Annotated in this window: 18 protein-coding genes and 2 pseudogenes; 6 read left to right on the forward strand and 14 right to left on the reverse strand. The window is 50.7% G+C overall.

Annotation, left to right across the window (positions count from 1 at the left end):
• Positions 1–12: 12 nt before the first annotated feature.
• Positions 13–1,119: pseudogene (locus RAC89_RS08565) on the forward strand (site-specific integrase); the annotation flags it as partial.
• Positions 1,120–1,241: 122 nt separating this feature from the next.
• Here the strand turns inward: RAC89_RS08565 and RAC89_RS08570 are convergent.
• Both RAC89_RS08570 and RAC89_RS08575 read right to left on the reverse strand, forming a co-directional pair.
• Positions 1,242–2,111: a phosphorothioated DNA-binding restriction endonuclease gene (locus RAC89_RS08570; protein ID WP_306613021.1), complete on the reverse strand. Its 870-nt coding sequence runs from the start codon at positions 2,109–2,111 to the stop codon at positions 1,242–1,244.
• Between the two features lie 602 nt (positions 2,112–2,713).
• Complete coding sequence (locus RAC89_RS08575) at positions 2,714–4,741, reverse strand: Z1 domain-containing protein (RefSeq protein WP_306613022.1); 2,028 nt, start codon at positions 4,739–4,741, stop codon at positions 2,714–2,716.
• A 119-nt stretch (positions 4,742–4,860) separates the two neighbouring features.
• Here RAC89_RS08575 and RAC89_RS08580 point away from each other — a divergent pair, with 119 nt between their 5' ends.
• On the forward strand, positions 4,861–7,281 hold the full coding sequence (locus RAC89_RS08580; protein ID WP_306613023.1) for an HD domain-containing protein: 2,421 nt from the start codon (positions 4,861–4,863) through the stop codon (positions 7,279–7,281).
• A gap of 82 nt (positions 7,282–7,363) precedes the next feature.
• On the opposite strand, the pseudogene RAC89_RS08585 reads toward RAC89_RS08580, so the two are convergent.
• From RAC89_RS08585 to RAC89_RS08605, 5 genes and pseudogenes are all read right to left on the reverse strand, one after another.
• Positions 7,364–8,701: pseudogene (locus tag RAC89_RS08585) on the reverse strand (IS3 family transposase).
• 213 nt (positions 8,702–8,914) lie between these two features.
• A complete protein-coding gene (rlmD, locus tag RAC89_RS08590; RefSeq protein ID WP_306613024.1) occupies positions 8,915–10,375 on the reverse strand; it encodes a 23S rRNA (uracil(1939)-C(5))-methyltransferase RlmD in 1,461 nt (486 codons plus the stop codon).
• A complete protein-coding gene (locus tag RAC89_RS08595) occupies positions 10,359–11,351 on the reverse strand; it encodes a diacylglycerol kinase (protein ID WP_306613025.1) in 993 nt (330 codons plus the stop codon). Before RAC89_RS08595 ends, rlmD begins: the two co-directional genes overlap by 17 nt.
• A 7-nt stretch (positions 11,352–11,358) precedes the next feature.
• Positions 11,359–12,132, reverse strand: coding sequence for a sirohydrochlorin chelatase (locus RAC89_RS08600; protein WP_306613026.1), 774 nt, complete (start codon positions 12,130–12,132; stop codon positions 11,359–11,361).
• A 95-nt stretch (positions 12,133–12,227) separates the two neighbouring features.
• Complete coding sequence (locus RAC89_RS08605) at positions 12,228–12,518, reverse strand: YerC/YecD family TrpR-related protein (RefSeq protein ID WP_010494821.1); 291 nt, start codon at positions 12,516–12,518, stop codon at positions 12,228–12,230.
• Between the two features lie 330 nt (positions 12,519–12,848).
• On the opposite strand from RAC89_RS08605, the gene RAC89_RS08610 reads away from it, so the two are divergent.
• Both RAC89_RS08610 and namA read left to right on the forward strand, forming a co-directional pair.
• Positions 12,849–13,337 (forward strand): hypothetical protein, encoded by a 489-nt coding sequence (locus RAC89_RS08610; protein ID WP_306613027.1) that lies wholly within the window; start codon positions 12,849–12,851, stop codon positions 13,335–13,337.
• A 136-nt stretch (positions 13,338–13,473) separates the two neighbouring features.
• Positions 13,474–14,481: an NADPH dehydrogenase NamA gene (namA, locus tag RAC89_RS08615; protein WP_306613028.1), complete on the forward strand. Its 1,008-nt coding sequence runs from the start codon at positions 13,474–13,476 to the stop codon at positions 14,479–14,481.
• A gap of 74 nt (positions 14,482–14,555) precedes the next feature.
• On the opposite strand, the gene RAC89_RS08620 is transcribed toward namA, so the two are convergent.
• Positions 14,556–15,284: a ThuA domain-containing protein gene (locus tag RAC89_RS08620; RefSeq protein WP_306613030.1), complete on the reverse strand. Its 729-nt coding sequence runs from the start codon at positions 15,282–15,284 to the stop codon at positions 14,556–14,558.
• A 203-nt stretch (positions 15,285–15,487) separates the two neighbouring features.
• On the opposite strand from RAC89_RS08620, the gene RAC89_RS08625 reads away from it, so the two are divergent.
• On the forward strand, positions 15,488–16,408 hold the full coding sequence (locus tag RAC89_RS08625) for an AraC family transcriptional regulator (RefSeq protein ID WP_306613031.1): 921 nt from the start codon (positions 15,488–15,490) through the stop codon (positions 16,406–16,408).
• A gap of 49 nt (positions 16,409–16,457) precedes the next feature.
• Here RAC89_RS08625 and RAC89_RS08630 read toward each other — a convergent pair whose 3' ends face one another.
• The gene (locus tag RAC89_RS08630; RefSeq protein ID WP_306613033.1) at positions 16,458–17,609 is read right to left on the reverse strand and encodes a glycoside hydrolase family 88 protein; all 1,152 of its coding nucleotides are present in this window, start codon (positions 17,607–17,609) and stop codon (positions 16,458–16,460) included.
• Between the two features lie 558 nt (positions 17,610–18,167).
• Positions 18,168–20,663: a glycoside hydrolase family 2 protein gene (locus RAC89_RS08635; RefSeq protein WP_306613035.1), complete on the reverse strand. Its 2,496-nt coding sequence runs from the start codon at positions 20,661–20,663 to the stop codon at positions 18,168–18,170.
• A 139-nt stretch (positions 20,664–20,802) separates the two neighbouring features.
• Here RAC89_RS08635 and RAC89_RS08640 point away from each other — a divergent pair, with 139 nt between their 5' ends.
• Positions 20,803–21,657 (forward strand): AraC family transcriptional regulator, encoded by an 855-nt coding sequence (locus RAC89_RS08640; RefSeq protein ID WP_306613036.1) that lies wholly within the window; start codon positions 20,803–20,805, stop codon positions 21,655–21,657.
• Between the two features lie 17 nt (positions 21,658–21,674).
• Here RAC89_RS08640 and RAC89_RS08645 read toward each other — a convergent pair whose 3' ends face one another.
• From RAC89_RS08645 to RAC89_RS08660, 4 genes are all read right to left on the reverse strand, one after another.
• Entirely contained in the window at positions 21,675–22,544 is an 870-nt protein-coding gene (locus RAC89_RS08645; RefSeq protein ID WP_306613038.1) for a helix-turn-helix transcriptional regulator, read from the reverse strand.
• Positions 22,545–22,624: 80 nt separating this feature from the next.
• The gene (locus RAC89_RS08650; protein ID WP_306613040.1) at positions 22,625–23,971 is read right to left on the reverse strand and encodes an extracellular solute-binding protein; all 1,347 of its coding nucleotides are present in this window, start codon (positions 23,969–23,971) and stop codon (positions 22,625–22,627) included.
• Between the two features lie 20 nt (positions 23,972–23,991).
• Positions 23,992–25,512, reverse strand: coding sequence for an ABC transporter substrate-binding protein (locus RAC89_RS08655; protein WP_306613041.1), 1,521 nt, complete (start codon positions 25,510–25,512; stop codon positions 23,992–23,994).
• On the reverse strand, positions 25,509–26,060 hold the full coding sequence (locus RAC89_RS08660) for an RNA polymerase sigma factor (protein ID WP_306613042.1): 552 nt from the start codon (positions 26,058–26,060) through the stop codon (positions 25,509–25,511). Before RAC89_RS08660 ends, RAC89_RS08655 begins: the two co-directional genes overlap by 4 nt.
• Positions 26,061–26,120: the final 60 nt, after the last annotated feature.

Here is a 26,120-nt window from a genome sequence, read left to right on the forward strand (position 1 = left end):
GGGGTGCTATATATGGCAAGCTTACAAAAACGCGGCAATGATTCATGGCTTTTAGTAGTGGAAGCTGGTATTGGGGCAGATGGGAAAAGGATTAGACGAACAAAGACAGTCAAAGCGAAAGGGATTCGTGAAGCAAGAAAGCTGCTCGCAGAATTCGAAACAGAGGTCGAGGCTGGCCACTACATCGCACCTGAAAAAATGACCTTTGCAGCATTTGTAGAAGAATGGAGGGAAAAATATGCCGAGTCAGAACTTGGGATCAAGACATTGGATATCTATTTGCGGTTCCTAAAAAACCGGATCCTTCCAGTGTTTGGTCATATGAGGCTAGATAAGATTCAGCCATTCCATGTAGTCAATTTTATCGCTGATCTTGGCAAAGACGGCAACCGGCAGGACGGCAAAATTGGCCAGCTTTCTTCAGGTACAATACAGTATAATCACCGGATACTTAAAAATATTTTCTCCCGGGCGGTGGAGTGGAGGCTTATAAGGAATAATCCCGCGGCAGATATCAAAAAGCCCAAGGTCAATCGGAAAGAAATAGAAGTATACGATGAAGAAGAAGTTGCTTTACTGTTTGAACTCCTTGAAAAGGAACCTTTAAAATGGCGTATGATGATCATGCTCGCAATAACTACAGCACTTCGCCGAGGGGAACTTGTCGGTTTAGAATGGAAGCATATCGACTTGGATAAGGGTATCCTTGAGGTAAGGCAAAGTATATCCCACTCAATTAATGGACAAAGGATCATTTCCGAGCCCAAAACGGTGAAGTCTAAAAGAAAGGTAAGCTTACCAGATACTGTAGTTGAACACCTTAAAGAATATTACTTGGAGGCACGAAAAAAACGTTTGGCGCTAGGGGATGCATGGAAAGGTGGAGATCATTTTTTTGTCTTTTCTAGTGACGAAGGAATGGCCTATTATCCTGAGACACCTTATCTATGGTTTCGAGGTTTCCTAAAAAAACACAGCTTAAAATACATTAGATTCCATGATCTCCGTCATACGAGTGCCACATTATTGATAAATAAAGGCGTCCATGCCAAACTTATATCGGAGCGCTTGGGACACTCCAATATTTCTACTACAATGAACGTCTACGGACATGCCCTATAGTCAGCTGACAGGGATGCTGCGAATAAACTTGATTCATTGGTACCACCAACGAAAGAAAGGAAGAATGGTTAGATACTGACCGTGCTGGGTATATTCCAGTACGGTCAGTATATTTATACTCATACAATTAGATATCTTGCCGGCCCTCTAAAGACCTCTCTTATGTGCCAGTTTAAAAAATTATCTTTCGGCGTATATAACGGGTGTATAGGAGTCCGGACCTTCTTACCATGATATTTCATGAGCCACTCATCAAAACCATTTGTCCCATGGGCCTGTTCAGCTACTAGCAATTCCCGCTCCTCCGTTATAGTAAAAACACCGCGGTCAAACAATTTATGATGAAGTGAGCAAAGCGCAATCCCATTCTCCTCCGTGTCGGGTCCGCCGGCTTGATGCCACTGAATATGGGCCGCGTCGATGGCCACCAAATTATTTCCTAGCCTGACATTAAAACCACATACTGCACAGCTGTACTCATATGCTTTTAGAATTCTGTCCCTGAAATTAGGATCGCGTTTTCGTTTTTGTCTTATTGAAAAATCAAGTCCCACTTCCTCAATAATATCCTGATGAATACTATCCGGGAAATGCTCATTTAACAGCAGTTCAGTCAGTTCTTGAATAAGTAAATCATTATTCTTAAGAAGTGTTAATACTTCATTATTAAACCCTCCTGCCACTTGTTCTCCAAGGAGCTGCTTATCAGAAAAATTTCTTTTATCAATAGAATGGGATAAAGTCCAAATTCCGTCAGTAGTTAACCTGACAAAAGGTTCTTCAGGATGATATGACTTTCTAGATGGGCCAAACTCAACTAACAACTTTTCCAACTTTTCCCTAATTTGATCATATGGTAAAATCGTTTGATTTTGTTGGAGTTGAGCTAGACCCAAAAGAATTAATAACGGTTTATGTGGAGCCCGTTGTCCGTTCTTTTTCCATATAGTTAGATTTAATATCTTCTCTTTTAACTCGGATGCCTCCACTGTCTTCACCTCACACTACAAATGATCATATTAAAAAGAAAAAAGCGGTCGCCCACCGCCAAAAAGGTTGACCGCCTTACGTTGGGTCCGCTTTCTTCTCATTCGAAACATTGCAGCATCTCTGTGGGATAGCCCACAACTATTTACTTATAACGGTCCGGCACCCGTTACAATTATCATACTACAACCAAACTTACCTCACAAAGGGTATTAATCGAATATGTCATCCGCATGTCCTAACCTTACGTGTTCAGAAATGAGAAGGGTGTCCCAAAAGTAACAAATTTATATCAAATGGGATAATCCGAAACTCATAAAATGTGAACATGTTTATGAAGAAAGCAATTAAGCGGCTTTTATGAACAGTGCCCCGGCTTATGAAAAATGAGATTAACACCTGGTTTTCTTTTGGCTGTTAACAAATGATTTCATAAACCGTAATTCGACGTTAGTTCATTGGGGACTTATTGCTATTTTGTAATTTTAGACCTTCCTCTTTAATAACATCAGTTATAAAATGCAAATAACCCGGAGTGTGAAAACTATTTTCAGAGTGTTCACACTCCGGGTCATGGTTGCAAGAGCACCATCAAAGTCCTTTGTTAAACATTATTTAAGTTGAATAATAGATGCATTCCGTCAGTTGGAAAACGTAGAGCCGGCATCCAAAAATCCACACCATCCCAGTGTTTCTCTTTCAAGCCTATTATTTTATACAACACTAATATAGGTGCACTATCATTGAAATTTTTTACTTTTGCATACATTTGTTCCGAAAGTAGAGATGGTATCCCTCTGTTTAGATTCCTGGTGATTTTACTTCCCTTTATATTATAAAACAAATATCCTTGCTGTTTATTATAATGATTTACATACCAATCTAAATAAGAAACTATTACATCCTTTTTCCAACTGCCTTCTTCTTTAATTGGAATTAGTTCAATAAGCTTTATTATCGTTTTTATATCAACTACCTCAAATGATTCTTGACAATAATTCGATAACTCAGTATCTATATTACTGGTAACAGTCTGAATACCATTTACTTTTTCATATTGTGGTAATTTGGGCATATAAATTTGTCCGGTAGAATACACTCCAACAAAATTTGGAATTACCGCTGGTCTTGTTGGGTCTATTTTATTGTAGTCAAAATATAATACCTTATGACTTTCTTTCTTTTTCAGAATTTTCCTTTGAGCTTTATCATGATCAGATATTACTCGTAACCAATCTGCAATCTCTTCTGTGACGAATACCCTAGTGACATCAAGATCTTTTTCCCTATAACCACACATTCTTGCATGTTGAGATATTGTATCGATCTTGGGGGCCGAGGTATATCTTCCATAATATGTAGTTAATAATCTTGGAATAGTTAGTCCCCTTCCTAGTTTATTACCGCCAATAATGAAAAGGAATTTGGCTTTGCTGTCAGTCAATGTAGTTTCTGAAGAGGAATTTAGCATTTTAACATCATAATCCTTGACATAACGTTTAAGTGTTGCAATTAGATCAGGATAATGAATCTTTTCATCAGAAAATTGAGACAACTCAAGGAAAGCTGCGTGCAATTTAGATTTTATTTCATTGTCAGTTGTATCAGAAAGTGCTTCATAGACGTCACTTTTAAATCTTAACAAAAGACTATTAAGCTTTTCATGTATGGTTTGTAATGGACTGATGTGGATTAAAAAGGAGAATTGCAACTCGTTTTTTGACCTTCTTCTACGAAATCTTTCTTCTTTAGTAATTTTAATTGATGCTCCTATTAAAAAATAACACAATGCTTCTAAAAGAGTTTCTGGATACCCATCCATGAATAAATTTGTTTCATCCGTTAAAATATCAATTTCTTTTGAATTTATATATTTAACATACTCGTTTTTTTTGTGGTCAGAGAATAATGTATCTATTCCTACGTAACCATCACCTGCTTCGCTAACTTCAATAAAACTCGGTGATAATTCATTCCCATTATCTTGAAGTAGTATTGCTTGCGGGGTCGCAGTGACTTGCAAATAAAGATGCAACAAAAAAGTACTCTTCAAATTAACTAGATACTTATTAATTGAACTAGGAGAAGTATTCTCCAGACGCTGATTGGTATTTAGTCCTACCACATCAGCCTCATCATCGATTATGATAGTCGGCAAGTTTTGAGCGTTGAGCAACTTAATGTATTCTATTAGACCCTGTAAATCACTAACATTTTTTTTGCATACAATAGCAATACCTTCATTTTGCACAACAGCTTGTAACATATTCAGAGATTCTTTTTTCAAAGAACTTATGGTGTATGGAAAAACCGTCTCAATAGAATCATGCAAACGATCGTATGTTTGTTTTTGTAATGCATTATTATTGTCAGTTAATAGTATAAATAACTTATACCCATTATCAGCCGCTAATGAAATTATCATATTAATAATATTTGTTTTTCCACTTTGAATTAATCCATATAAGAGACCAAGTGATTGATTAGGGCCCAATTTTGGTTCTGGAGCTTTATCTAGAATATTTTGAGCATGTCTTAATACTGTAGCAGCACCTTTTTCACCAATTTCTTCAGTAAGATCTTCTAATAAATAAGATACATTTATACCATTTTGCAATGATTGAAATTCCAAATAGATCACCTCATAGGTAAGCTCAATATTCTAGCATTTACTAATTTGACTTTATTTATACAGTGTATATGGTACAATACTTATGAATAAATTGGAAACCCGATCGAGGAGTGCTGTTCATGACTATTGACCCCAAACAAGAAGTAATTCTACAATTAAAAGAATCAGCATTATATAAAAGTTTAGTTAAGAAATCAGAAAATGATCATTCTATCAAAGAGTTGCTCGCTCTAATTGACAATGCCTGTAGCGAAGCATACCAGGTAACCAAAACTATTATGGTGTACATGAAACAGTACACATTACATGACGGAGATCATTTATTTCGTGTACTACAAATCATGGATTTATTAATACCAAATGATCTTATTGATAATACACTCAGCCCTCTGGAGATAGGTTTATTAATTCTAAGTGCATTTTACCATGATATTGGTATGGCTCCAAGTAAAGATGACGTAGATATATGGACTGGCGGAAAAAATCCCTCCAATACAAATCAAGAGACCCAAAAAAGAGCATTCGAGAGATACTGTGCTGGTAATCCAAGTCTTCAGAAAAAGATTGAAGCATTTCATTCTGAGAATAAACATGATGAAGCACAGATTTTAGAAGAGCATAGATTATCAGAGTGGATTAGGAAAACGCACGCTTCACGTTCAAAGCAGGTGGTTCTATCTAAAAAAGAGCTCTTTAAATATAGCAATTTTGATTTTGCAGAGATATTAAGTGATATTTGTTTAAGTCATAATGAAAGCAATGATCACATCATCAATAAACAAACCTGTGTTTTAGTTGCGGCTAATCAGTATGTCAATGTTGCGTACATATGTATTATCTTAAGACTAGCTGATATATTAGATTTTGATTCAAAGAGAACTCCAAAAGTTTTGTTTGATCACCTAGGAATTAGCAATCCTATAAGTTTAAAGGAATGGCAAAAACATCGCTCTATTCAGGCTTGGAATATTTCAGACAAAGGGATAATTTTTTCGGCTAAATGTTCACATCCAGCAATTGAAAAAGGGATAAGAGTATTTATAGAAGACATTCGTAAAGAATTACTAGATTGCACTCATATATTAAACCAACTTCATTATCCACTTAGAACCGAAGCAATGGCTGCTTATCATCTAGCCCCAATCCCCGTAGTAAGTACTCAAATTACCAGGGAAACAGATGAACAAGGCAAAGAAAAATATAAATTCGTAGATATTTCTTTTAACTTAGACCAATCTCGAATTATTGAATTATTAATGGGAACAAACTTATATGGTAATCCATTGTATTCCTTAAGGGAACTTCTTCAAAATGCCATAGATACTTGTAGATTACGTAGTTTAAGGGAAGAGAAATGGGGAGATCCATATACACCTAAAATAATAATCGATTTTAAGAAAGAGGAAGAGGGTTATACCCTACAAATTGAAGATAACGGATTAGGCATGGATAAGCATATATTGGAAAACTACTTTTCTAAGATTGGGATGTCTTATTACCGATCACCCGAGTTTAATGAAGAGCTTTCTGATGAAGATCGACTGAGTTTCACCCCGATCTCTAAGTTCGGTATTGGCTTTTTATCAGCCTTTATGGTAGCAGATAAGGTAGAGATAGATACTCTGAGAAAGATAGGTCCTGCTAAATTTTCAGAACCTTTAAATATTTTAATTGAAGAACAATCCGGCGTCTTTCATGTAAAAGATGGGGATAAGGGGAAAAGTGGGACAATCATTAAGCTTTATTTAAAAAAGAACCATCCATTTGGAGATCCTCTAGATAAAAAAGAGGACTCCATAATGCTAAAATACGTGAGGGACTGTTTGAGACACATAAATATCGAAGTTGAAGTCAATACAACTATTTATAATGATACAATTACAAATGTTGATTTTAACGCAAATTTAGTAGATATAGCAATAGATGAATATAATATTAAACCTTATCACATCCAGATTAATGATGAGGAATTAGGCATAAAAGGTGATGTTAAGTGTTATTTACTCCTTAAGAATCATGAATTTATAGATGAAATCATCCTTACGAACGAAATATTGGAATATAACGGAAAAAACGTTCCGTTTAAAAAACTGGTGAAGATGAATATCGGCACTATAGAGGAACTCAATAAAATCGGTGATCAGGATTTTACGGTTCCAATTCTCAGCAGCAACGGTTTTTTAACAATAAACGGGATTAGCGTTGAATGCCCAGTTTTTACTAACAAAGATAAAACCGCAGAAACCATCAGCTGGCCTTTTGTTGTGCATTATGATTTAGAACTAACAAAAGATGTTCAATTGAATCTTACAGCCTCCAGAAACAATATTATTTTCGATGATACATGGAATAATTTTAGGGAAAAGTTAACACATATTATTGCAATAAGATTAGCCGAAGAAATCTCGCAACCAGAAATAACTAGGAGTCTGGTAAGATTGTTGAATCAAACTGACGATTCAAATACACTCGGAACTAAGATTCGAGATGAACATATTCGCCTTGTAAGTGCTAAAGCAAAGGAAGCCCTAGATTTCTAATGAAATTGGTTATTAAAAAGATTTAACGAAAAGGAGCTTCACTTTACGTTGAACTGACCCCCAATTTTTAGACATTATATTATTAGGTTGTTGAAAAGGCATGAGTTCGGTATGCTACCGGGCTCATGCCTTTAAGTTTGGCCTTGATCCGTTTATGGTTATAGTAGTGAATGTAGTTATCTAGATCCGCTCTAAACTGATCGATATTTTCAAATTGCTGTGTATACAAAAACTCAGATTTCAAGATGCCAAAGAAGTTTTCAATGACAGCATTAACGTAACAGTTGGCTTTACGTGACATGCTCTGTGTAATCCCGCATTCTCTAAGCGCTTGCTGATACTGAGGCATTTGAGCCACTCATGACCTGAATGTATAAGCAGCTTATTCTCGGCCCCCAATCGTTCAAACGCTTTATCCAGCATCCTAGAGACAAGTGTATATGTTGGGCGTGAACCGATGGTATACCTAATAATCTCCCCGTTAAACAAGTCTAACATAGGTGATAAATACAGCTTCTCCCCAAAGAGTTTGAATTCCGTAATATCCGTTACCCACTTCTCATTCGGTTTTGTAGCGCTGAAATCCTGTTCTACTATGTTTGGGTGCAATCTTACCTACCGTTCCCTTATACGAGCTCGAGCGATATTTTTTCATGCGAACAACGGATTTTAAGTTCATATCATGTATGATGCGTTGCACCTTTTTATGATTTATGGAGTGCCCTTCATTGTTCAATTGTAAGAATGATACGACGATAGCCATAGCGCTCTTTGTGTTCATGATAGATCGCTTTAATACGGTCTTTTAAGCTTGCGTCTTTGTCCGGACGATTCACTGCACGTATCCAGCAATAGTGCCTACTGCGTGGAATCTGAGCTAGTTGAAGTAGTGAAGTAACGGGATATTCTAGCCTTAGCTCAAATACTACTTGCGCTTTGTCTTGCTGCGTAACTTTTCCTTGCTTTGAACTAAGGCATTCAACTTTTTTTAATAGGCGTTCTCCATTCGTAAACGTTCTAGTTCTGCTTGTAACGCTACAACAGACCCTTCAACTGGTACTGGTTTTTTTATCTTCTTTTATCTCTGGACGCCCCTTCTTTGGTTTTAGGGCGTCAATCCCACCTGCTTCGAACAACCTCTTCCATGTAAAGAGAGTAGATTCAGAAGATATATTAAAGCGCGCGGTGGTTTCCTCTATAGATGCCCCAGATAATTAAGTACATCTATTTTAAATTGGATATCGTGATTTATATAGGATGAAACAAGTCCCTGCACACCATGTTCACGATAACGATAAACCCATCGTTTTAATGGTGTGATGCTCACATTGCGCGCTTGTGCAATTGTCTTTTAAGATGCTCTTCCTTCTAGATAGGCTAGGACAGCCTCTAATTTTTCGTCAAATGAATATTTGGTCAAAAAAACTGCAGCAGTTCACGTTTGGCTAAGCTCCTTTTTGGTTTTTGTGAATTTAACAAGGGAGTCTCCCCCCTAACCAATCAAGAATTAGATCAACCACCAATTAATCTATTAATTTCGTCAACAATCAGTCAACTCTACTATTTTCTAGCCTCTGTTTCACAATTCCATCTAATCTGTACTACTCCCCAAACCCGCTCCACCACTGCATTCTCAGCACTCTGTACCATTCCTCACCAACAACGCCACAGATTCTACGTGAACGGTATGCGGGAACATATCCACCGGCTGCACCTGCACGGTGCGATAGCCGCCATCCTCCAGCACGTGCAGATCGCGGGCCAGCGTCGATGGGTTGCACGAGACGTACACGACGCGCTCCGGGCGCATCGCGAGGATCGTCTCCAGCAGCGCGTTGTCACAGCCCTTGCGCGGCGGATCGACGACGATGACGTCGGGGGCGATGCCCTTCTCGCGCCACGCGGGGATGACGACCTCCGCCGGGCCGACCTCGAACCGCACGTTGCGGATGTCGTTCAGCAGCGCGTTGCGGCGGGCGTCCTCGATGGCCTCCGGCACGATCTCGACGCCGTACACCTCGCCCGCCTTCTGGGCGAGGAACAGCGAGATCGTCCCGATGCCGCAATACGCATCGATGACGGTCTCTTCCCCGCGCAGCTCGGCATACTCCAGCGCTTTACTATAAAGGACTTCCGTTTGCACCGGATTCACCTGGTAGAACGACCGCGCCGAGATGGCGAATCTTACCTCGCCGATCGTATCATAGATGACCTCGGAGCCCCACAGCACCTTGGTCCGCTCGCCGAAGATCACATTCGTCGCCCGCGTATTTACGTTCTGCACGATGCTGCGGACACCCGGGATGTCCTCGCGAATCAAACCGACAAGCTCCGCCTTACGCGGAATGTCCTCCCCGTTCGTCACCAGCACGACCATGATCTCGCCGGTGTTAAACCCGTACCGGGCTACCACATGGCGAAGCAGCCCCTGCTGCGTCTCCTCGTTGTACGGCCGGATGCCGAGCTCCCGCGCAATGCGCTTCACCGCCGCGACAACGGCATCGTTGTTCTCATGCTGGATGAGGCAAGCCTCCATGTCGATGATGCGATGGCTGCCCTGCGCGTAGAAGCCGGCAACAAGGCCGCCCTCCTCGCCAAAGCCGATCGGCACCTGCGCCTTGTTGCGGTAACGCCAAGGCTCACTCATGCCCAGCGTCGGATGCACCACGATGCCGGACCCAGCCCCAACGCCCCCACTCTCACCAGCACTCGCACCCGCTCCACCAGCAACCCGCAGCTTCCCGATCCGCTCGAGGTTGTCCACCACCAGCTGCCGCTTCCACCGAAGCTGCGCCTCATAGCTCATGTGCTGCAGCTGGCAGCCGCCGCACTGCTTATAGATCGGGCACGGCGCCCCAATGCGGTCCGGGCTGGCCTCCAGGATCTCAAGCAGCTTGGCGTAGCCATACTGCTTCTTGATCTTGAGCACCTTGACCCGCACCCGCTCGCCCGGCAGCGCCCCCACAATAAAAAGGGTAAAGCCGTTCACCCGGCCTACCCCTTCCCCTTCATGCCCGATTCCGATGATATCGGCGATGTACTCTCCATTTTTCTCGACGGGTACCCCGATCATCTCTTTATTCTTCTGTTTCATCTTCGTCCACTCCGGATTTCGTTTTCCAAGGAAATTTCAACGCCAGGTTCATGCTTTGCTGCTTATAGGTGGATTGCCCCGATTCATCGACAAAAATACGCAAGTGCTGCGGCAAATTCGTAAACACGCACGGCAGGGTGCCCCCGAACTCCCCATCCAGGTTGATCTGAACGTAATCCGGCGACGTTACCTCAATATAGTTGGTCTGCAGATAGATGATGTTCGGGTCATCCAAATGCTCGCCGCGCAGCGCCAGGGAGACGACGCGGATGAATTCCGCCAGGTTGCATTTTTTCAGGATCAGCACATCGAACAGGCCGTCACTGAGCGACGCATCCGGCGCCAGACGCTCGAACCCGCCCACAGAGTTACTGTTGGAGATCAGGAACAGCATGACCTCCTCATGGAACTCCCGCTCCGGCGTTCGCAGGAGCAGCTCAATCGGGCGCAGCCGCGGCAGCTTCTCGAGCCCCTTCATATAATAGGCCATCTGGCCGATCATCGTCTTCAGCTTGCTCGGCACCTCGTAGGTCAATTCCGTAAGCGAACCCCCGCCGGCAATGTTGATAAAATAGCGCTGATTCATCTTCCCCACATCGATAACCCGCGTATGCTGCTGCAGGATCACGTCGATCGCAAATTCCCAGCTCCGCGGAATGCCCAGCGCCCGGGCGAAATCATTCGTCGTCCCCAGCGGCAGAATACCGAGCGGCGGACGGTTCTCCTTCTCGGCCATGCCGTTGATCACTTCATACAGCGTCCCGTCCCCGCCGGCCGCTATGATCAAGTCAAAGCCGCGTTCCACCGCCTCGGCCGCCGCCAGCGTCGCATCGCCTTCCCCTATGGTCGCATGCGTGCTCGTCTCAATGCCGCCCCGCTCCAGCCGCTGGAGAATGTCCGGCAGCCGCTTCTTGATCTCCTCTCTGCCCGAGGAAGGATTATATATCAGTCTTGCCCGCTTCGCTCTTACCGCCATCTCGTCCTCACCCGTTCACTAGTATCGGCGCCGCCTGCTGCTCGATCCACCGCGAAATGCCCTCATGCGGCAGCAAAGCCCGTCCGTTATATCGATAATCATATCCGGCCAACCGCTCAGGTATGACTTGCTTTGTAAAATATCCTTCGCTCAAAAAAAGCGGCGCCACAATCACCGTATAGTCCTTCGGATCGTACCGCTTCCGCCACAGCTTCATGCGAAGCTGGATTTGATCGGGCAGCAGCATCGCCGTCTTCGCATCCGCGTATCCGCCCAGCGCCTGCAAGCGCTTAGCCAATTGCTCCATCCCTCGCCGCCAGAGGGTATGGAAGCCCCGTTCCACACTGCCGTGACCGACTAAGAGCAGAAGCTCCTTAGAAGGGTCGATGGATAACGGCTTGATTTTTTCATGCAAAATCCCGGCAAAAACCGGATCGTCATCGATCGGCGATCTCATATGAATGCGCGCCCGAATCCGGAACGGTGTCATATCCGTCGGCAGCAGCGGCTCCGGCTTCACGCCGAGCGCGTAACTGATCTCATCGATGTGCGTGCTCCCCGAAGACACGAATAAGGGCACCACGATGATGTCCGTGACCCCAAGCTCCTCCAGATAGGTAATTCCGTCCTGGATCAATCGCCCTTCCACCAGCTCCAGGTACGAGGGAAACACCGGCACGTCAGCCGGCAGCCTTGCTCCCGCAACCGCCTCATCCACGAGCCTGACCCACGCTTCGCTGCGCGAGCCGTGACTTATGACTAATATACCGTGTTTTGCCATGTGTTATCCCTCCTGCAAGCCCAGCTTATGGAACCGGAACACGAAAAATCCCGCTCACCCCTAGGCGAGAAGGATTTGGGCGGACTGTCTATTCGTTAGCGTCCGAGGCGCTCGAGGGTCATTTTGTACCCGTCGTTGCCGTAGTTCAGACACCGCTTCACGCGGGAGATCGTCGCCGTGCTGGCGCCGGTTTCCGCCTCGATCTGGTTGTACGTATTGCCCTTGCGAAGCATTCTCGCCACTTCAAGCCGCTGCGACAGCGACTGAATCTCGTTCACCGTGCACAGATCGTCAAAAAACACATAACATTCTTCAATATCCTTAAGTGTGAGGATCGCCTCGAACAGCTGGTCAATCGCTTTATCGTTAAGCTTCTTTAATTGCATGGTTTCGTTCAACCCCTTGATGGTCATCATTACTTCTGCGATAGGGCAGGGATTACCGTTTCCGCCTGATCCGCCGTCGCTTTTCTATGGTAAGACTCTGTTAAGAGTGTATTCGACATCTGGGGATGAATTCCTCCCTTTAGATTAGCGAAACGTTACTATTTTTATGCGGTAATGGGGTAAAATCTCCGAATTTCCGGAAAACCGTGACAGGAGTCCAATCCAACCATTCGCCTATCTCATACAGTATACTAGGAATTCGTCTATAGTCAAAAGCCCGCAGGGCAGACAGCCTTGCAACAAAACTATGTATAAAAGGACTGTGAAGCTATGAGCTATCAAAAACCGATCATCGGTAACCAAGGCAAGGATGTGCAGACACGCAGTTTTGCCTCCGGTAATCCGTATGGGGATTATCCGGGGCTTGGAGGAGCGCAGTTTCCTGCTCCTTATTCGGGGGGCATGGAAGGAGGAGCCGGCGGGGGCGGAGGACTCGGCGGGGCGCTGGGCAATTTGTTCGGCGGCGGGTCCGGGGGCGGCAGCGGCCTCAATATGAACCAGATTAAGCAATTTGTCGATAAAATGGGCGGTATTGAGGGCATCATGACCCGCATGCAGCAGGCGCAGAAAATGATTTCGATGTTCCAGCAGATGGCGCCGATGGCGAAGCTGCTCTTCGGCTCGATCGCCAAAGGGGGAAGCGTGAAATCGGAGTCTACCGACTACGACTTGGACGGTCTGGCGCCGACCGGCCGGCGGCGCCGCAGACGGAAGCGCCGCGGAGCCGGTCCGGTGCGGGGACGTCGGCGCAGACGGTAAGCTCTATAAGGGCCAACGCATTAGGGAAGGAGCATGGGAGCAGGTACCCGTGCTTCTTTTTTGTTAGCAGCTTGGGTATAATAATTACACCCCGACTCTCAACAAACCATCCACTGCAAAGGAGTGTTTACATACTATGCTGTTTACCCCTTATACGATCAAGCAAGTAACCTTCAAGAACCGCATCGTGATGTCCCCGATGTGCATGTACTCCTGCCGCGACGAATCGGGCAAGGTGAACCACTGGCACAAGGTGCATTACCCTACCCGTGCGGTCGGTGGCGTCGGCCTCCTTATCGTGGAGGCGACGGCGGTAACCCCGCAGGGACGCATTTCGCCGCAGGACCTCGGCATCTGGAGCGATGAGCACATCGCCGGGCTGAAGGAGCTCACGGAGCTCGTCCACGAGCAAGGCGCACACATCGGCATCCAGCTGGCCCATGCCGGACGCAAGGCGATGATCGACGGCCCGATCCTTGCTCCGTCCGCGATTGCGTTCAACGAGAAATCAAAGACGCCCGAAGCCATGAGCGAGCAGCAAATCCGCGAGACGATAGACGCCTTCGTGCAGGGAGCGCGGCGCGCCAAGGAAGCCGGCTTCGACGTCATCGAGATCCACGGGGCGCACGGCTACCTGATCAACGAATTCCTGTCGCCGCTCGCCAACAAGCGCGACGATGCCTATGGCGGTGACCGCGACCGGCGGTACCGCTTCCTGCAGGACGTCATCGACGGTGTGCGATCCGTCTGGGACGGCCCGCTCTTCGTTCGCGTATCGGCCCACGAGTACGATCCGGCCGGGAATACGCCGGAGGATTACGTGTACTACGCCGCGCGCATGAAGGAACAGGGCGTCGACCTCATCGACGTCAGCTCCGGCGCGGTCGTACCGGCGGCACCTGCAGCGTATCCCGGCTACCAGGTGCCCTTCTCGGAGGCCATCCGCCGCGGTGCGGAGATTGCCACTGGGGCGGTCGGCCTGATCACCTCGCCGCAGCAGGCGGAGGAAATCCTACAGAACGGCCGCGCGGACCTCGTGCTGCTCGGCCGCGAGCTGCTGCGCGACCCGTACTGGGCGCGAACCGCTGCGCAGGCTCTCGGCGTGCAGCTGACGCCGCCGAAGCAGTACCAGCGCGGCTGGTAACAGACAAAAGAAGGCTATTCCGCCCGCAGCACTTATGGATCAGCGGGGGAATAGCCTTCTTTTTTAACCATAACTTACTTCGCTTTGATTTCTTCCAGCGGCTTATGATTGCCGTACTTCGGATATTCGCGCGTCGTCGGAGCCGCCCAATGGACGCCGTTGCGGATGACCGTACGAATCTGCTCATTGTAATACGTAGGGTATGTCTCATGACCCGGACGGAAGTAGAAGATTTTGCCCGACCCGCGATGGAACGTGCAGCCGCTGCGGAACACTTCGCCGCCTTCAAACCAGCTCACGAAGATCAGCTCATCCGGCGCCGGAATATCGAAATGCTCGCCGTACATTTCTTCCTGAGGAAGCTCGATGTACTCGCCGATGCCCTCCGCAATCGGATGTCCCGGAGCCACAACCCAGAGGCGTTCCTTTTCGTCGGCTTCGCGCCATTTGAGGTCACAGGTTGTGCCCATGAGCTTCTTGAAAACCTTCGAAAAATGACCCGAGTGAAGCACAACAAGCCCCATGCCCTTCAGCACGCGCTGGTGCACACGGTTCACGATCTCATCCTGCACCTCGCCATGCGCCTTGTGCCCCCACCATACGAGCACATCCGTATTGTCCAAACGCTCCTGGCTCAGCCCGTGCTCGGGATCGTCTAGCGTAGCATAGCTCACTTCCACCTCGGTGCCTAATCCTTCTCCGATAGCGGTATGAATCCCGTCAGGGTATACCGAACGGACTTTTTCGTTTTCTTTTTCATGGCGGAATTCGTTCCACACAAAAACTCGCAGCTTTTGGCTCATAATGCAGGCAACCTCCCATAGTGGTTTCTTATGTACCTTGAGTATAGTCTTCGGACAGGCAAAAAGATATTCTCGATCTTGTTTGATCTATATCCAAAACTGTCTTCCCCCTGGCAATCATGGTATACTTAGTGGTGTTAATCTTTCATAACGTTATGCAATCCTGTTTTATCCAACCTTTTACAATCCGAGGTGCTGCCGCCGTGCCTGCTGTAGTCGAGACCGGTCCCGATATCGTCAACGAAGAGGTTATTTATCAGAATCCGCTGCTTTTTCTCAAAATATGGCAAATTCACGAGTCCAGACCGCACCACGGCAAGCCGGGTGGCTTCTGGCGCTGGCATTATCATAAACAGGTGGAATTCCTTGTGATCGTCGAGGGGGAGCTCGGGATCCAAACCAAGCATGAGTACCATGTGCTGGGACCCGGCGATGTTTATCTCCTCGGCTCCTCTCAGCTGCACCGCACGCATAAGCAGCATCCGGGCGAGCTCCGCTATGTGGTGTTCCAGGTAGATTTGGCGCAGCATTTTGACCAGAGCACGATGCCGTACCTGCACTGCTTCTCGGAGCTCACACGGCCGCTTGGGGTGATGAACTATATTTTTCGGGAGCATCCCGAGGCCCGCAAGGAAGCTTACTTGCATATTATGGACATTTTCGAGGAATCGCAATCAGGACGGCGCGGCTACGAGATGGCGATCAGCGCTTCGATCAAGCGGCTGCTGCTGCTGCTCCTGAGATACGACTCTCGCGGCCTTCTGCAGGGAACCGAGAGCGAGGAGCTCATGCGCATCCGGCCGGCGCTCGATTATGTGGATCAGCACTTGGCGGAGAAGATTGCCGTCGAGGACGTCTGCAGCGTGCTGAATTTGAGCTATCATTATTTTATCAAGTATTTCAAAAAGGTCATGGGCCTCTCGTTCATCGACTACGTCAACTACAAACGGATCAAGAAGGCGGAGCGCCTGCTGCTGACGCGGGATCTCAGCATTATGGAGGTCGGCTGCGAGGCGGGCATTCCGAATATGGCCCAGTTTTATAAAATGTTCAAGCGGTTCAATCAATGCTCGCCGAAGGAATTCAAGCAGCGCATGCGCGGCGAAGCGAAGGTGCCGGAATAAAAGGAAAGCCGCAGGTTCTCCAGATGGGGCCTGCGGCTTGTTCGTATGTTTAGAAAATCCGATGCTTCCAGCCCTGCAGCTTGGCGAGCGCTTCAACGTAATAGTAGTCCCCGTAGATAAGGGAGACGTCGATGTTCTGGCCTGCAGGCAGGTTGCCCGTGCCGGCCACAAGAATCGCCTCGTGCCCCGGCTGATCCCACGTGGCGTAATGCTTCGTGAGCGAGAGCAGGATGCGGTCGGCGGCGCGGCGGTACAGCGAGCCCTCGACGCCCGGCAGCGCAGCGGCCAGCTCGAGCAGGCCCGAGGCGGCGCAGGAAGCCGCCGAGGTGTCACGCGGCAGGCCGGTGAGGTCGTCCGCCGCGCGGAAGTCCCAGTGCGCGACGTAGTCGTCCGGCAGGCACGCGAGGAAATAATGCGCGACGCGCTGAGCCGCGTGCAAGTATTTCACGTCACCGGTATACCGGTACGTGTTGGCCATGCCGTGGAGCGCCCAGGCTTGCCCGCGGCTCCACGAGGAGTTCGGCCCGGCGCCCTGGCCGCCGAGCGGTTCGATCAGCTCGCCCGTCCTCGGGTCGAAGCTGAGGATGTGGTTCACCGAGCCGTCCTCTCGGATGAACTTGGTGATGACCGTGTCGGCGTGGGCCCTTGCGATCTGCTCGAAGCGCGGATCGCCGATCTCCGCCGCCGCCCAGAACAGGATCGACAGGTTCATCGAGGAATCGACGATGGCCCAGCCGATCTTCTCCTGGTTCCACGCCCGCAGGAACCGGCCTGCCAGGTTGAAGCGGCCTGCCAGGAAATTCGCCGCTTGAAGCCCGCGTCTTCTGGCGTCTTTGTCGCCGGTCAGCATATATTTGATCACGGCCGTAGGCGAGAATTGGAATCCAACATCGTGGTGGAAGTTGTTGTCCTCAATCATTTTGCGCTCGAAGCGCTCATCCCAGCCCCACGCGGCTTCCTTGTAATGCTCCTTGCCCGTTTGGTCGTGCAGGATCCACAGGATCCCCGGCCAGAACCCGGAGGTCCACCAGTCGTGCCGCATATCGTCATAGATCCCGTCCGCCTTCGCTACATGCGGAGATTTGCCGCCAAGCTGTCCGATCATGCGGTCGACCTTGGTTTGCAGCGCCTCCCATACGTCCGGAAGAGCTTCCTGCATCGTAACGGCGTTCTGCCACTTGCTTGAATCGATTGTGCTCATTCGTGTCCATCTCCCCTGTATTTGGTAATAAAGGACTTTCAGGGACTTATTCTTAGGAAAACAGGCTTCCCGGAAGGAATAAGTCCTTTTGAGGGACTTAATTGGGCGAGAATGGGCTTCGTACTGCTCGTAATAGCTCATTTCCGCCAAATAAGTCCCTGAAAATCCGCTAAGCTGCTTGTAACCATCCATTACACGCAAATAAGTCCCTAAAAGTCCGCTATCGCTCAGCTTTATTGCACGATGAAGCTCGGCAGAACAAGAAAAGTTACTCCACGCACCCTAGCCACGTTACGCAGGGACTTCCCTCACTGCACCTTGCTAACTATCCAGCCATAATCGCCTGAGTTTGTCGACCGACGACACTCTTAGTTCTTTCAGTTACTCCACGCACCCTAGCCACTTTACCGCCGGCACTCCTCACTGCACCTTATAACCTACCCAGCCATAGCCATCCTGAGCGCACCAGCCAACCTCACTCTACCGCACCCGAGCAACACTACCGCCGCCCAAGCCTTCAGCCACTCCTACGCACCCGAGCGCTCCGGAACGGCCAACCTACCCCAGCGTGATCAGCGCCGTCGGCAGGCCCTCGCACCGCACGCTGACCACCGACACCGGCGCGGTCCGTGCGCCTCCTGCTCCGGCCAGCGCCGACGCCGGGCCTCCCGCCGAGACGAACCCCGTCTCCCCGATGGCTGCCGGAAGACCGCCGACCGGGTCGACGTAGATGCCCGCACGGCCGCTCGCCAGCTGCACGAGCCGCGAGCCGCGGATCGTGCCGAGCCCGTCGAGCAGACGGCCGTCGCCGCTGAGCCCGAAGCGCACGAACTGCGCAGCGTCCGGGCAGAACACGCCGCTGGCGTCATAAGCCCGCGCCTCGACGTACACCCGGCCGTCCTCGCACGTCTCGGCCGTCAGCCGCAGCTGTGCCGGCGCTCCCCATGCCTCCGTCTGGTACTCGAACGTCAGCTCATCCTCCACCGTGACCCCATCCTGCGTCGCTACGACGCGCAGACGATTCACTCCTGGGACGAACACCGCCTCCCAGCGCAGGCCGGCAGCCGGGAAGCTCTGCGAATCCCGCCGCTTCACGCCAAGGCTGACTCCGTTCAGGAAAAGCTCCGCCTCCCCGCAGTTGGAGTACACCTTCACCAGCTTGCGCTCTCCCTCTTGGCCCCAGCGTACCTGCATCGTATGCCCGTACAGACGCACCATCGGCTTCGCCGCCCAGTACGATTGGAACACGTAATAGGCTTCCTTTTTCGTCAGATCGCGCTCCACAATGCCCTTCATGTTCAGGAACGGAATCGGCGAATCCGGCCGCACCGGCGTGGCAAAATCCTTGAACGACCACTGCGCCGCCCCCGTCAGCCAGTCCATCGTCTCCTGGCACTTCAGATACCAGTCGATCATGTCGCAGAAGTACGTCTCCGACCAATCCCCGTCCCGGGATACTCTAGGCTCGCCGCCGGTCAGAAGGTAATCGCCGTCGCGCTCATCCGTCGAGCCGCCTTCCCCCTTAGGAATGAATTCGAAGCCCGTGAACGGCTTCTCCACATGCCGGGTGGCCAAATTATCCGCGCCCCACTCCATATGGAAGAACGAATCGACATTCTCGAACGCCGTACGGCAGCTCTCCTCATAATCGGTATAGATGCCCCGATACCATCCGGCCCAGATCGAGGGCGAGTACACGTCCACAATATCCTTGCAGAACTCACAGCGGCGAATCGCCGTCAACCGCCCGTCGTCCAAACGATGCGACAGCTCGTGCAGCTCCTTCATAAACCGGCGGATCTCTTCCTGATCGAAATAATCAAAGTCGCATTCCCAATCATTCTCATTGCCTAATCCCCACAGAATGACCGATGGGTGATTGTAATGCTGCGTAATCATCGCCGTCAGCATATCGCGGCATTGCTGCCGGTACGCCTCGCCTCCGAGACCTCCGCGGCACCAAGGGATCTCCTCCCACACCAGGATCCCCAGCTCGTCGCATAGCTCCAGTACAATGCGGGATTGCTGATAATGACCAAGCCGGATAAAATTCGCGCCCATCTCCTTGATCAGCTGCATCTCTTCGCGGATCTGCTCCTCCGTCATCGCCGGACCGACACCTGCGTGATCCTCATGGCGGTGCGTCCCCCGAAGCAGCAGCCTCTCGCCGTTGAGCATAAAAGGTCCCCGCTTCACGAACTCAAACGACCGTACCCCGAACCGCTCCCGAACGGACGTCTCACCGTGCACACTCTCCAGACTCACCGTACAGGCATACAATCCGGGCGACCCCGGCGACCATAAGGAGGCGCCGTTCAACGCGTACACCGCAAGCTCCTTCTCCCCTTGCCACGGCAGGCATTCCAGCGTCGATTCCGCCACCACGTCGCCGTTCGGAGCATGCAGCCGAATCGCCAGCTTCACAGCCTCCGAGCACTTCTCGGGGTTATATAACGAAGCGCGCACCTTCACCCGGCACGATCCCTTACCGTCGCCCGCCACGCTTACCTCACTTGCTTCCACATGCACCTGCTGCAAGCTCACCTTGGGCACATACACCAGATTCAAATACCGGTAGATCCCCCCATACAGGTGAAAATCGCTCGCATCCGACGGAATCGTCTCCAGATCTCTGCTGTTATCGCACATCACCGCTACAGGCACGAGACCCCGATAACGTTCGATAGCCGCCGCCTGCTCCACAGCCTCCGTCATATCCACCGTAAACTCGTCATAGCCGCCGAGATGCTCTCCGATCTTCCATGTATAAACGTATACCTCCGAGCGCTGCCCAGCCCCTTCGAAATGCAAAAGCGTCCGGCCCCCCGGATACGGATTGTTCACTTCGAGCTTGGCCCGGTACCAGCCCTGTCCTTGATAATACTTGCCGTCCGGGTCCATCACGTCGAGCCCGTTGTAGCTGTGCGGCAGAGAAACCGGCTGCCACGGCACATTATAATGATTTTTCAGCTTATCCCCGCGCCACACTTCCCAAGGACCGCCCAAACTCCCGCAATAATGCTCCCACTGCTGCACCAATCGCTGCTTCTGCAAGATAAACACTCCTCTAAGTTCGTTGCTTTCAGCTTAGCACGATTCGGCACTCCAAAGTTTTGTCCTCTTATGATAAAATGTTGCTATATTACGGTCGCCGCCAGGCGATGACCGAAGGGCTGTGATCGATTTGAAGCTGATGAACTATATGAACCTCAACCGGCACCCGGCTCAGTTTTCCTTTCAGCTGGACCGCACGCGCGAATTTGTGGAGGTTTTCCACGCTCATCAGGGCATGGAGCTGCTGTACGTTCACGAAGGGTATGGAACCGTCATTGTGGAGCAACAAATTATTGAGCTGAGGCCCGGCATATTATTCTTCTTCAAGCCGTTCCAGCTGCATCGTATTCGGGTCCATGACCTGCCGAACAAAACCTACATCCGGTCCCTCTTCGTCTTCGAGCCGGCAGTGCTTGACGCCAGTCTCGCCTCTTTCCCGTCCCTGCGGGCTTTCTTCACCAAGCTGTGGAAGGGCGCGCTGACCGAGCAATGCTTCACCAAGCTCTCTCAGGAGGCGATGCTGCAGCTGTTCCAAGTCCATAGGCCCATCCTTGCAAACGCTTCCCAAGAAGAACGTTTGGAGGAGCAGCTTCTGTTCTTAACCGCTCTCCTTCATCAGCTCAAAGCAACGGCCGGTCCGCTCACCGATTTGCCTGGCGCCCCTTCCAAGCCATCCTATACCGCGGAGAGGATCATGGAGTGGATCGAGTCGCATTACATGGAGCCCTTCGAGCTCAAGAGGCTGGCACATGCCATTCATCTCTCGCCCAATCATGTATCCGCCGTGTTCAAGATGACGGTCGGCAGCAGCATCACCGAATATTTGACCGCCCGGCGCATCCGGCAGGCGTGCTGGCTGCTCAAGACGACCGACGCTCCCGTTCAGGAAATCGGGCAGCTGGTAGGGCTGAGCAACTTCTCGTATTTTTGCCAAATGTTCAAGAAGCACGTCGGTCTGACTCCTCATCAATTCAAGCGTTCGCCGCAGGCCTAGTCCGGCCACAGAGCTGCCTAATCAGTAGACAGTCTCTGCATCAGCTTGCGGAATTCGCTCGGGGACATCCCGTTCATTCGCTTGAATAACCGGGAGAAGTAATACAGCTCGAAGCCTACCTGCTCCGCGACGTCCGTCACCGTAAGCTCCGTTGTGACCAGCAGCTCGCGCGCCTTCTCCATCCGTTTGCGATTGATATACGCAATGGGCGAGACGCCCAGCATCGATTTGAAATACGGCATGAAGTAATTCGGGTGAAAATGCACCAGCTGCGCCAGCTCCTCCACGGTAATCGGCTCGTGCAGACGCTCATCGATGTAGGCGAGGACGCTGTTGATTTTGCCCGTTTCGCTTAAATGCACCATGCGGACCCCCCGCTCCTGCTCAGCCGCCGTCTCCATGTAGGCCGATACGAGCTCGTGCAGCACCGATTTGATGCGCAGGGGCGAGGTCAAGGTAGGCTGGCTATGGTGCTTGATCAGCTCCTGGAACCTTTGCTCGAGCCATCCTTCATCGGGAAAATCCAATACATAAGGAACATCCAGCATCTGAAACAAACTGATATCCCCCACCGTCGAGGTAAAATGACACCAATACTTGCCGTACGTGTTGCCCCACGCTTGCGTACCGAAGGACAGCCGCACTCCTGCCGGGAGTAGAATCAGCTGGCCCGGCCGGGGCTCATAATGGCGTCCCTTGATTTTGATCCAGCCTTCTCCCTCACGAATGTAATACAAGCGGTTCACGTCAGGTGTATGAGGAGGCGATCCCCAGGTATGCGACACCTTCGTATAGGTCGCGATGTGCAGGTTCATTTGCGTATTTTCCAAGTAGCTGCGAAGCAGATGCTCCTGCTGCAGGTCGATGGGCTGACTTCTCTCCGCCATGTGCTTCCGTCCCCCTTGGACTGCATGTAGACATAGTAAATACTCCCATCATACTATTTGCATGAATGGGAGTCGATACGTTATTCATTCAATTGAGCTGCCGCCTTGCTCTCTTCCAGCAGACGCTGTGCTCTTTGCTCCAGCCTTTGCAGCCCCTGCTCCACAGTCGCATGGCCTTGCATAATGGCGTCCAGCTCCTCTTCAGCGAACCGGTCGAAGCCTTCATAGAAGCTTAAGTGCAGCGGCGCGTGGAGCGCCTGATCCGCTGCTTCGTCATAAGCAACGTCATAGAAGATCCGGAGGCTCCGTCCCTCCTCCTGCCCTACAAACCCTTGGCGGGTCAGCAGAGCCTGCGACGTCTTTCTCTCGACCTTGGCGGCCTCCGTACTGTGGAAGTACCGGATGACCTGCCATGCGGCTTCCACATTCCCCGCTCCGGCATAAATGCTGTAGATCGGGCTCAAGGAAAAATCGGGACTGTACCGCTTCCCGCCTTCGGCCGCAGGCAGCGGGGCAATGTCCCATGACACCTTGCTGCCGCTCCGCTTCAGCTGATCGATCTGCCAGGTCGTATTGATCGTCATGGCTGCCCGTCCCTGACCGAAGAGATCGGCCTTCTCCAAATCCTCCTTTTCCCATCGCTGCTTCTTCGTATCTGCAGGAGCCGGTGTGCTGCCGCTGCGAACGGCTTCCTTCACCGATTGAACCACCCGGCGCCAGGAGGGCGTGTCCACCGTAGCCCTGCTGCCGTCCTCCGTCCAGAAGCTCAGCCCTTGCATTCTCCCGGCTTGGAAGACCATATTGTACACGCTGGACATGAAGGGAAAGTGATACCCGTACACCTTCGGCTCCTCCTGCTCCCCTCCGAATCTCGCTGCCACCCGGTAAAAATCTTCCCACGTCGTCTTCTCGTTCGGATAAGGGATGCCGTAACGGTCGAACAGCTCCTTATTGTAATAAAGCACGGAATTGCTGAACTGCGGGGCCAAGCCGTACAGCTGCCCGTTTCCCTTGCTGCGCAAAAATTGTACCGACGCGGGAAGCATACTTTCAATATCGAAGCGGTCCTTCTGGATCATCGAGTCCAGGGATACTAATTTCCCTGCTCCTGCCAGCCTCCCGTAGCTGTTTTTGTCCAGCAGCAGCAGGTCAGGCTGCTCCTTGTCCATCAGCCGCTCCAGCTCCTGAAGCCGATCCCCGCCCGCGCCGCTCGCCGGCTTCGTCTCGATCACTTCGATTTCCAGCTTCGGGAACATGACTGCATAATAGTCACCGTACTGAAGGTCGAACGCCTGCTTGTCGTAGTACGCAACCTTCAGCTTGCCCTGAGTCGCCTCCGCGACGGCCGGCTGCTCCTGACTGCAGCCGAGCACATTCATCAGGAGTGCGCCCATCAGGAATAACTTCGTATAGGTCATCTGTTTCATGCCATCGAGATCCCCTTTGTTCACTTGGCTTCCGCCTTGGCTCTGACAAGCGCCTGCTGACCGGCCTCCTGCAGCTCCTTCAGGGCAGCGTCCACGGCCTTCCTTCCCGCCAGCACCGCCTGGGATTGCTGCATCGCAAGCTCATTGAACGACTGGTAGAAGGAAGACGGCACATTCTTAGGTGAAGCCGGAACAGCCGGCTTCAGCATCGTAAACACCTCAAGCCGATGCTCGTTTGTTTTCAATACGCCGGTGCGGGCCGGTACTCCCCACGAGCCGGAACCGGAATCCATTTTGCGCGCCATCTCGTCGCTGGCAATAAATTTGACCAGCTCCCAAGCGGTCCGCTTGTTGGGCGATTTGGCGTTCACCGCATACACAGTCGGTACGGTGAACGATGTCGTCTCCTTCGGCCTCGAGGGATCCACCGGCTCGGTTGCAAGCTCCCAGGGGAAGGCGGACAGCTTATAATTGTTCTGGGCTTCCTCCAAGCTTCGCACATAGCTGTACGTCTGAAGCGACATAGCCGCCTTGCCCATGATAAAGGGATTTTTCTTATACAGCTCTTCCATCGTGATGCTTCCCATGATCACTTCGGGCAGATGTAAGCTCCCTTTGCGGAACGCTTCCATCGTTTGCATGTACAGCTGTTTCCATTCCGGGGTATTCACCGTTACCTGCTGCCCCGCGTCATCGATGATTTGCAGCCCCTTGGCTCTCCCCGCCTCCTGCACCAGCTGCATGGGATCGTAGGCCGTGCCTATCGTAAGCCCGTACAGCTTATCGCCTTCCGCCGCGGCCGGGAACCTTTGGGCCAGCTGCAACAGCTCCTCCCAGCTCATTTGGTCCTTGGGATAAGGAATACCGTATTTGTCGAACAGCTCTTTATTATAAAAGAGCGCCCGCTGATTATATTGCGGCGCGAGTCCGTATAGACTGCCGCCCCCCTTGTCCCGCAGCACCTCAGTCAAGCCGCTGTAAAGGCCCTGCAGATCATAGCGGTCCTGCTTCATAACGGCATCCAGCGCATACAGCTTGCCCTCGGAAGCCATGCGTTCGTATTGCTCCAGCGTTAGGGCCAAGACATCCGGCTGCCGCTGCTCGATCAGCTGCTCCGGGCTCGGTCCGCTGCTGCTTGCCGGTCCGTTCGGGTGAGAGACGATCTCCAGATCCGTATTCGGATAGCGAATGATAAATGCCTTGCCATAATTGGCCATGAAGGTGTCCTCGTGAAAATAATACACCTTCAGCTTCTGCTCCTTTTCCTTATCCATGGCTTCCAATGCCATTCGTTCTTGCGGCTTGGAAAGCTTGGTCAGAAGCGTGCCGATCGCCTCCTGCTGCGTCAACCCCGCGGCCATCAGTACTGCCGCCGCCAGCACCGGGCTCAGCCTTAGCCAGCTGCTGCGTTTACGACCTCCGATCTTCTCCACCTCGGTTCGCTCCTTCACCTTCTGAATCAGCTCCTTGGAGAAGCCCCCTTCCTTCAGCGGCAGCCTAGTCAGCTGCTTCTCCCATGCCTCCGGCTCCATCCGCTTCATCGTCCGTCACCTCCTTCCGCCTGATGTAACTGCTCCGAAACCTTGGCCCGCGCCCGATAAAGCCTCGACTTGACCGTTCCCTCCGAGACGGACAGCAGCCGGGCGATCTCAGCGTAGCTTAGGCCATGATGAGCATGCAGCAGCAGCACCTCCCGCAGCTTGGCGGGCAGGCCCAGCACCACCTGCCATACCTGCTCGGTGACAAGACTGCCGATCGCTTGGCTTTCCGCCGAAGCCATCGTTTCTTCGCGCTGCAGCACGCCGAAGGGAATGACTCTGCGAAACCAGGCCGAACGCCAGTGATCCCGTACCAAATTGCGCGTAATCGTGAGCAGCCACGTCTTGACGGAGGCTTCCCCGCGGAATGTGTAAATCCGCTCAAACACCTTCACAAACACATCTTGCGTTATATCGTCGGCCAGCTCGGGCTTGCGTGTGAGGAAGAAGGCATAGTTCCACACATCCTCGCCATAGGCCGCCATTAACTCCTGCAGAATGGCGCTCTTATCCATCCCTGAGGAGAGCGACTTCAAATATTCAAAGGCCACCGGTGTTCACCTCTCAAAACATTGGACGGTACAGGAAGGAAAAGGTTCCCTTTCCATGGC

Source organism: Paenibacillus sp. GD4 (assembly GCF_030846225.1).
GTDB lineage: Bacteria > Bacillota > Bacilli > Paenibacillales > NBRC-103111 > Paenibacillus_G > Paenibacillus_G silviterrae.

What these genes read in the sequence shown, in the direction of transcription:
- RAC89_RS08610 (WP_306613027.1), top strand. Translation starts at nt 12,849, where the DNA reads ATGAGCTATCAAAAACCGATCATCGGTAACCAAGGCAAGGATGTGCAG.
- RAC89_RS08600 (WP_306613026.1), bottom strand. Translation starts at nt 12,132, where the DNA reads ATGGCAAAACACGGTATATTAGTCATAAGTCACGGCTCGCGCAGCGAA.
- RAC89_RS08640 (WP_306613036.1), top strand. Translation starts at nt 20,803, where the DNA reads ATGAACTATATGAACCTCAACCGGCACCCGGCTCAGTTTTCCTTTCAG.
- RAC89_RS08580 (WP_306613023.1), top strand. Translation starts at nt 4,861, where the DNA reads ATGACTATTGACCCCAAACAAGAAGTAATTCTACAATTAAAAGAATCA.
- rlmD (WP_306613024.1), bottom strand. Translation starts at nt 10,375, where the DNA reads ATGAAACAGAAGAATAAAGAGATGATCGGGGTACCCGTCGAGAAAAAT.
- RAC89_RS08595 (WP_306613025.1), bottom strand. Translation starts at nt 11,351, where the DNA reads ATGGCGGTAAGAGCGAAGCGGGCAAGACTGATATATAATCCTTCCTCG.
- RAC89_RS08645 (WP_306613038.1), bottom strand. Translation starts at nt 22,544, where the DNA reads ATGGCGGAGAGAAGTCAGCCCATCGACCTGCAGCAGGAGCATCTGCTT.
- RAC89_RS08655 (WP_306613041.1), bottom strand. Translation starts at nt 25,512, where the DNA reads ATGAAGCGGATGGAGCCGGAGGCATGGGAGAAGCAGCTGACTAGGCTG.
- namA (WP_306613028.1), top strand. Translation starts at nt 13,474, where the DNA reads ATGCTGTTTACCCCTTATACGATCAAGCAAGTAACCTTCAAGAACCGC.
- RAC89_RS08650 (WP_306613040.1), bottom strand. Translation starts at nt 23,971, where the DNA reads ATGAAACAGATGACCTATACGAAGTTATTCCTGATGGGCGCACTCCTG.
- RAC89_RS08620 (WP_306613030.1), bottom strand. Translation starts at nt 15,284, where the DNA reads ATGAGCCAAAAGCTGCGAGTTTTTGTGTGGAACGAATTCCGCCATGAA.
- RAC89_RS08630 (WP_306613033.1), bottom strand. Translation starts at nt 17,609, where the DNA reads ATGAGCACAATCGATTCAAGCAAGTGGCAGAACGCCGTTACGATGCAG.
- RAC89_RS08605 (WP_010494821.1), bottom strand. Translation starts at nt 12,518, where the DNA reads ATGCAATTAAAGAAGCTTAACGATAAAGCGATTGACCAGCTGTTCGAG.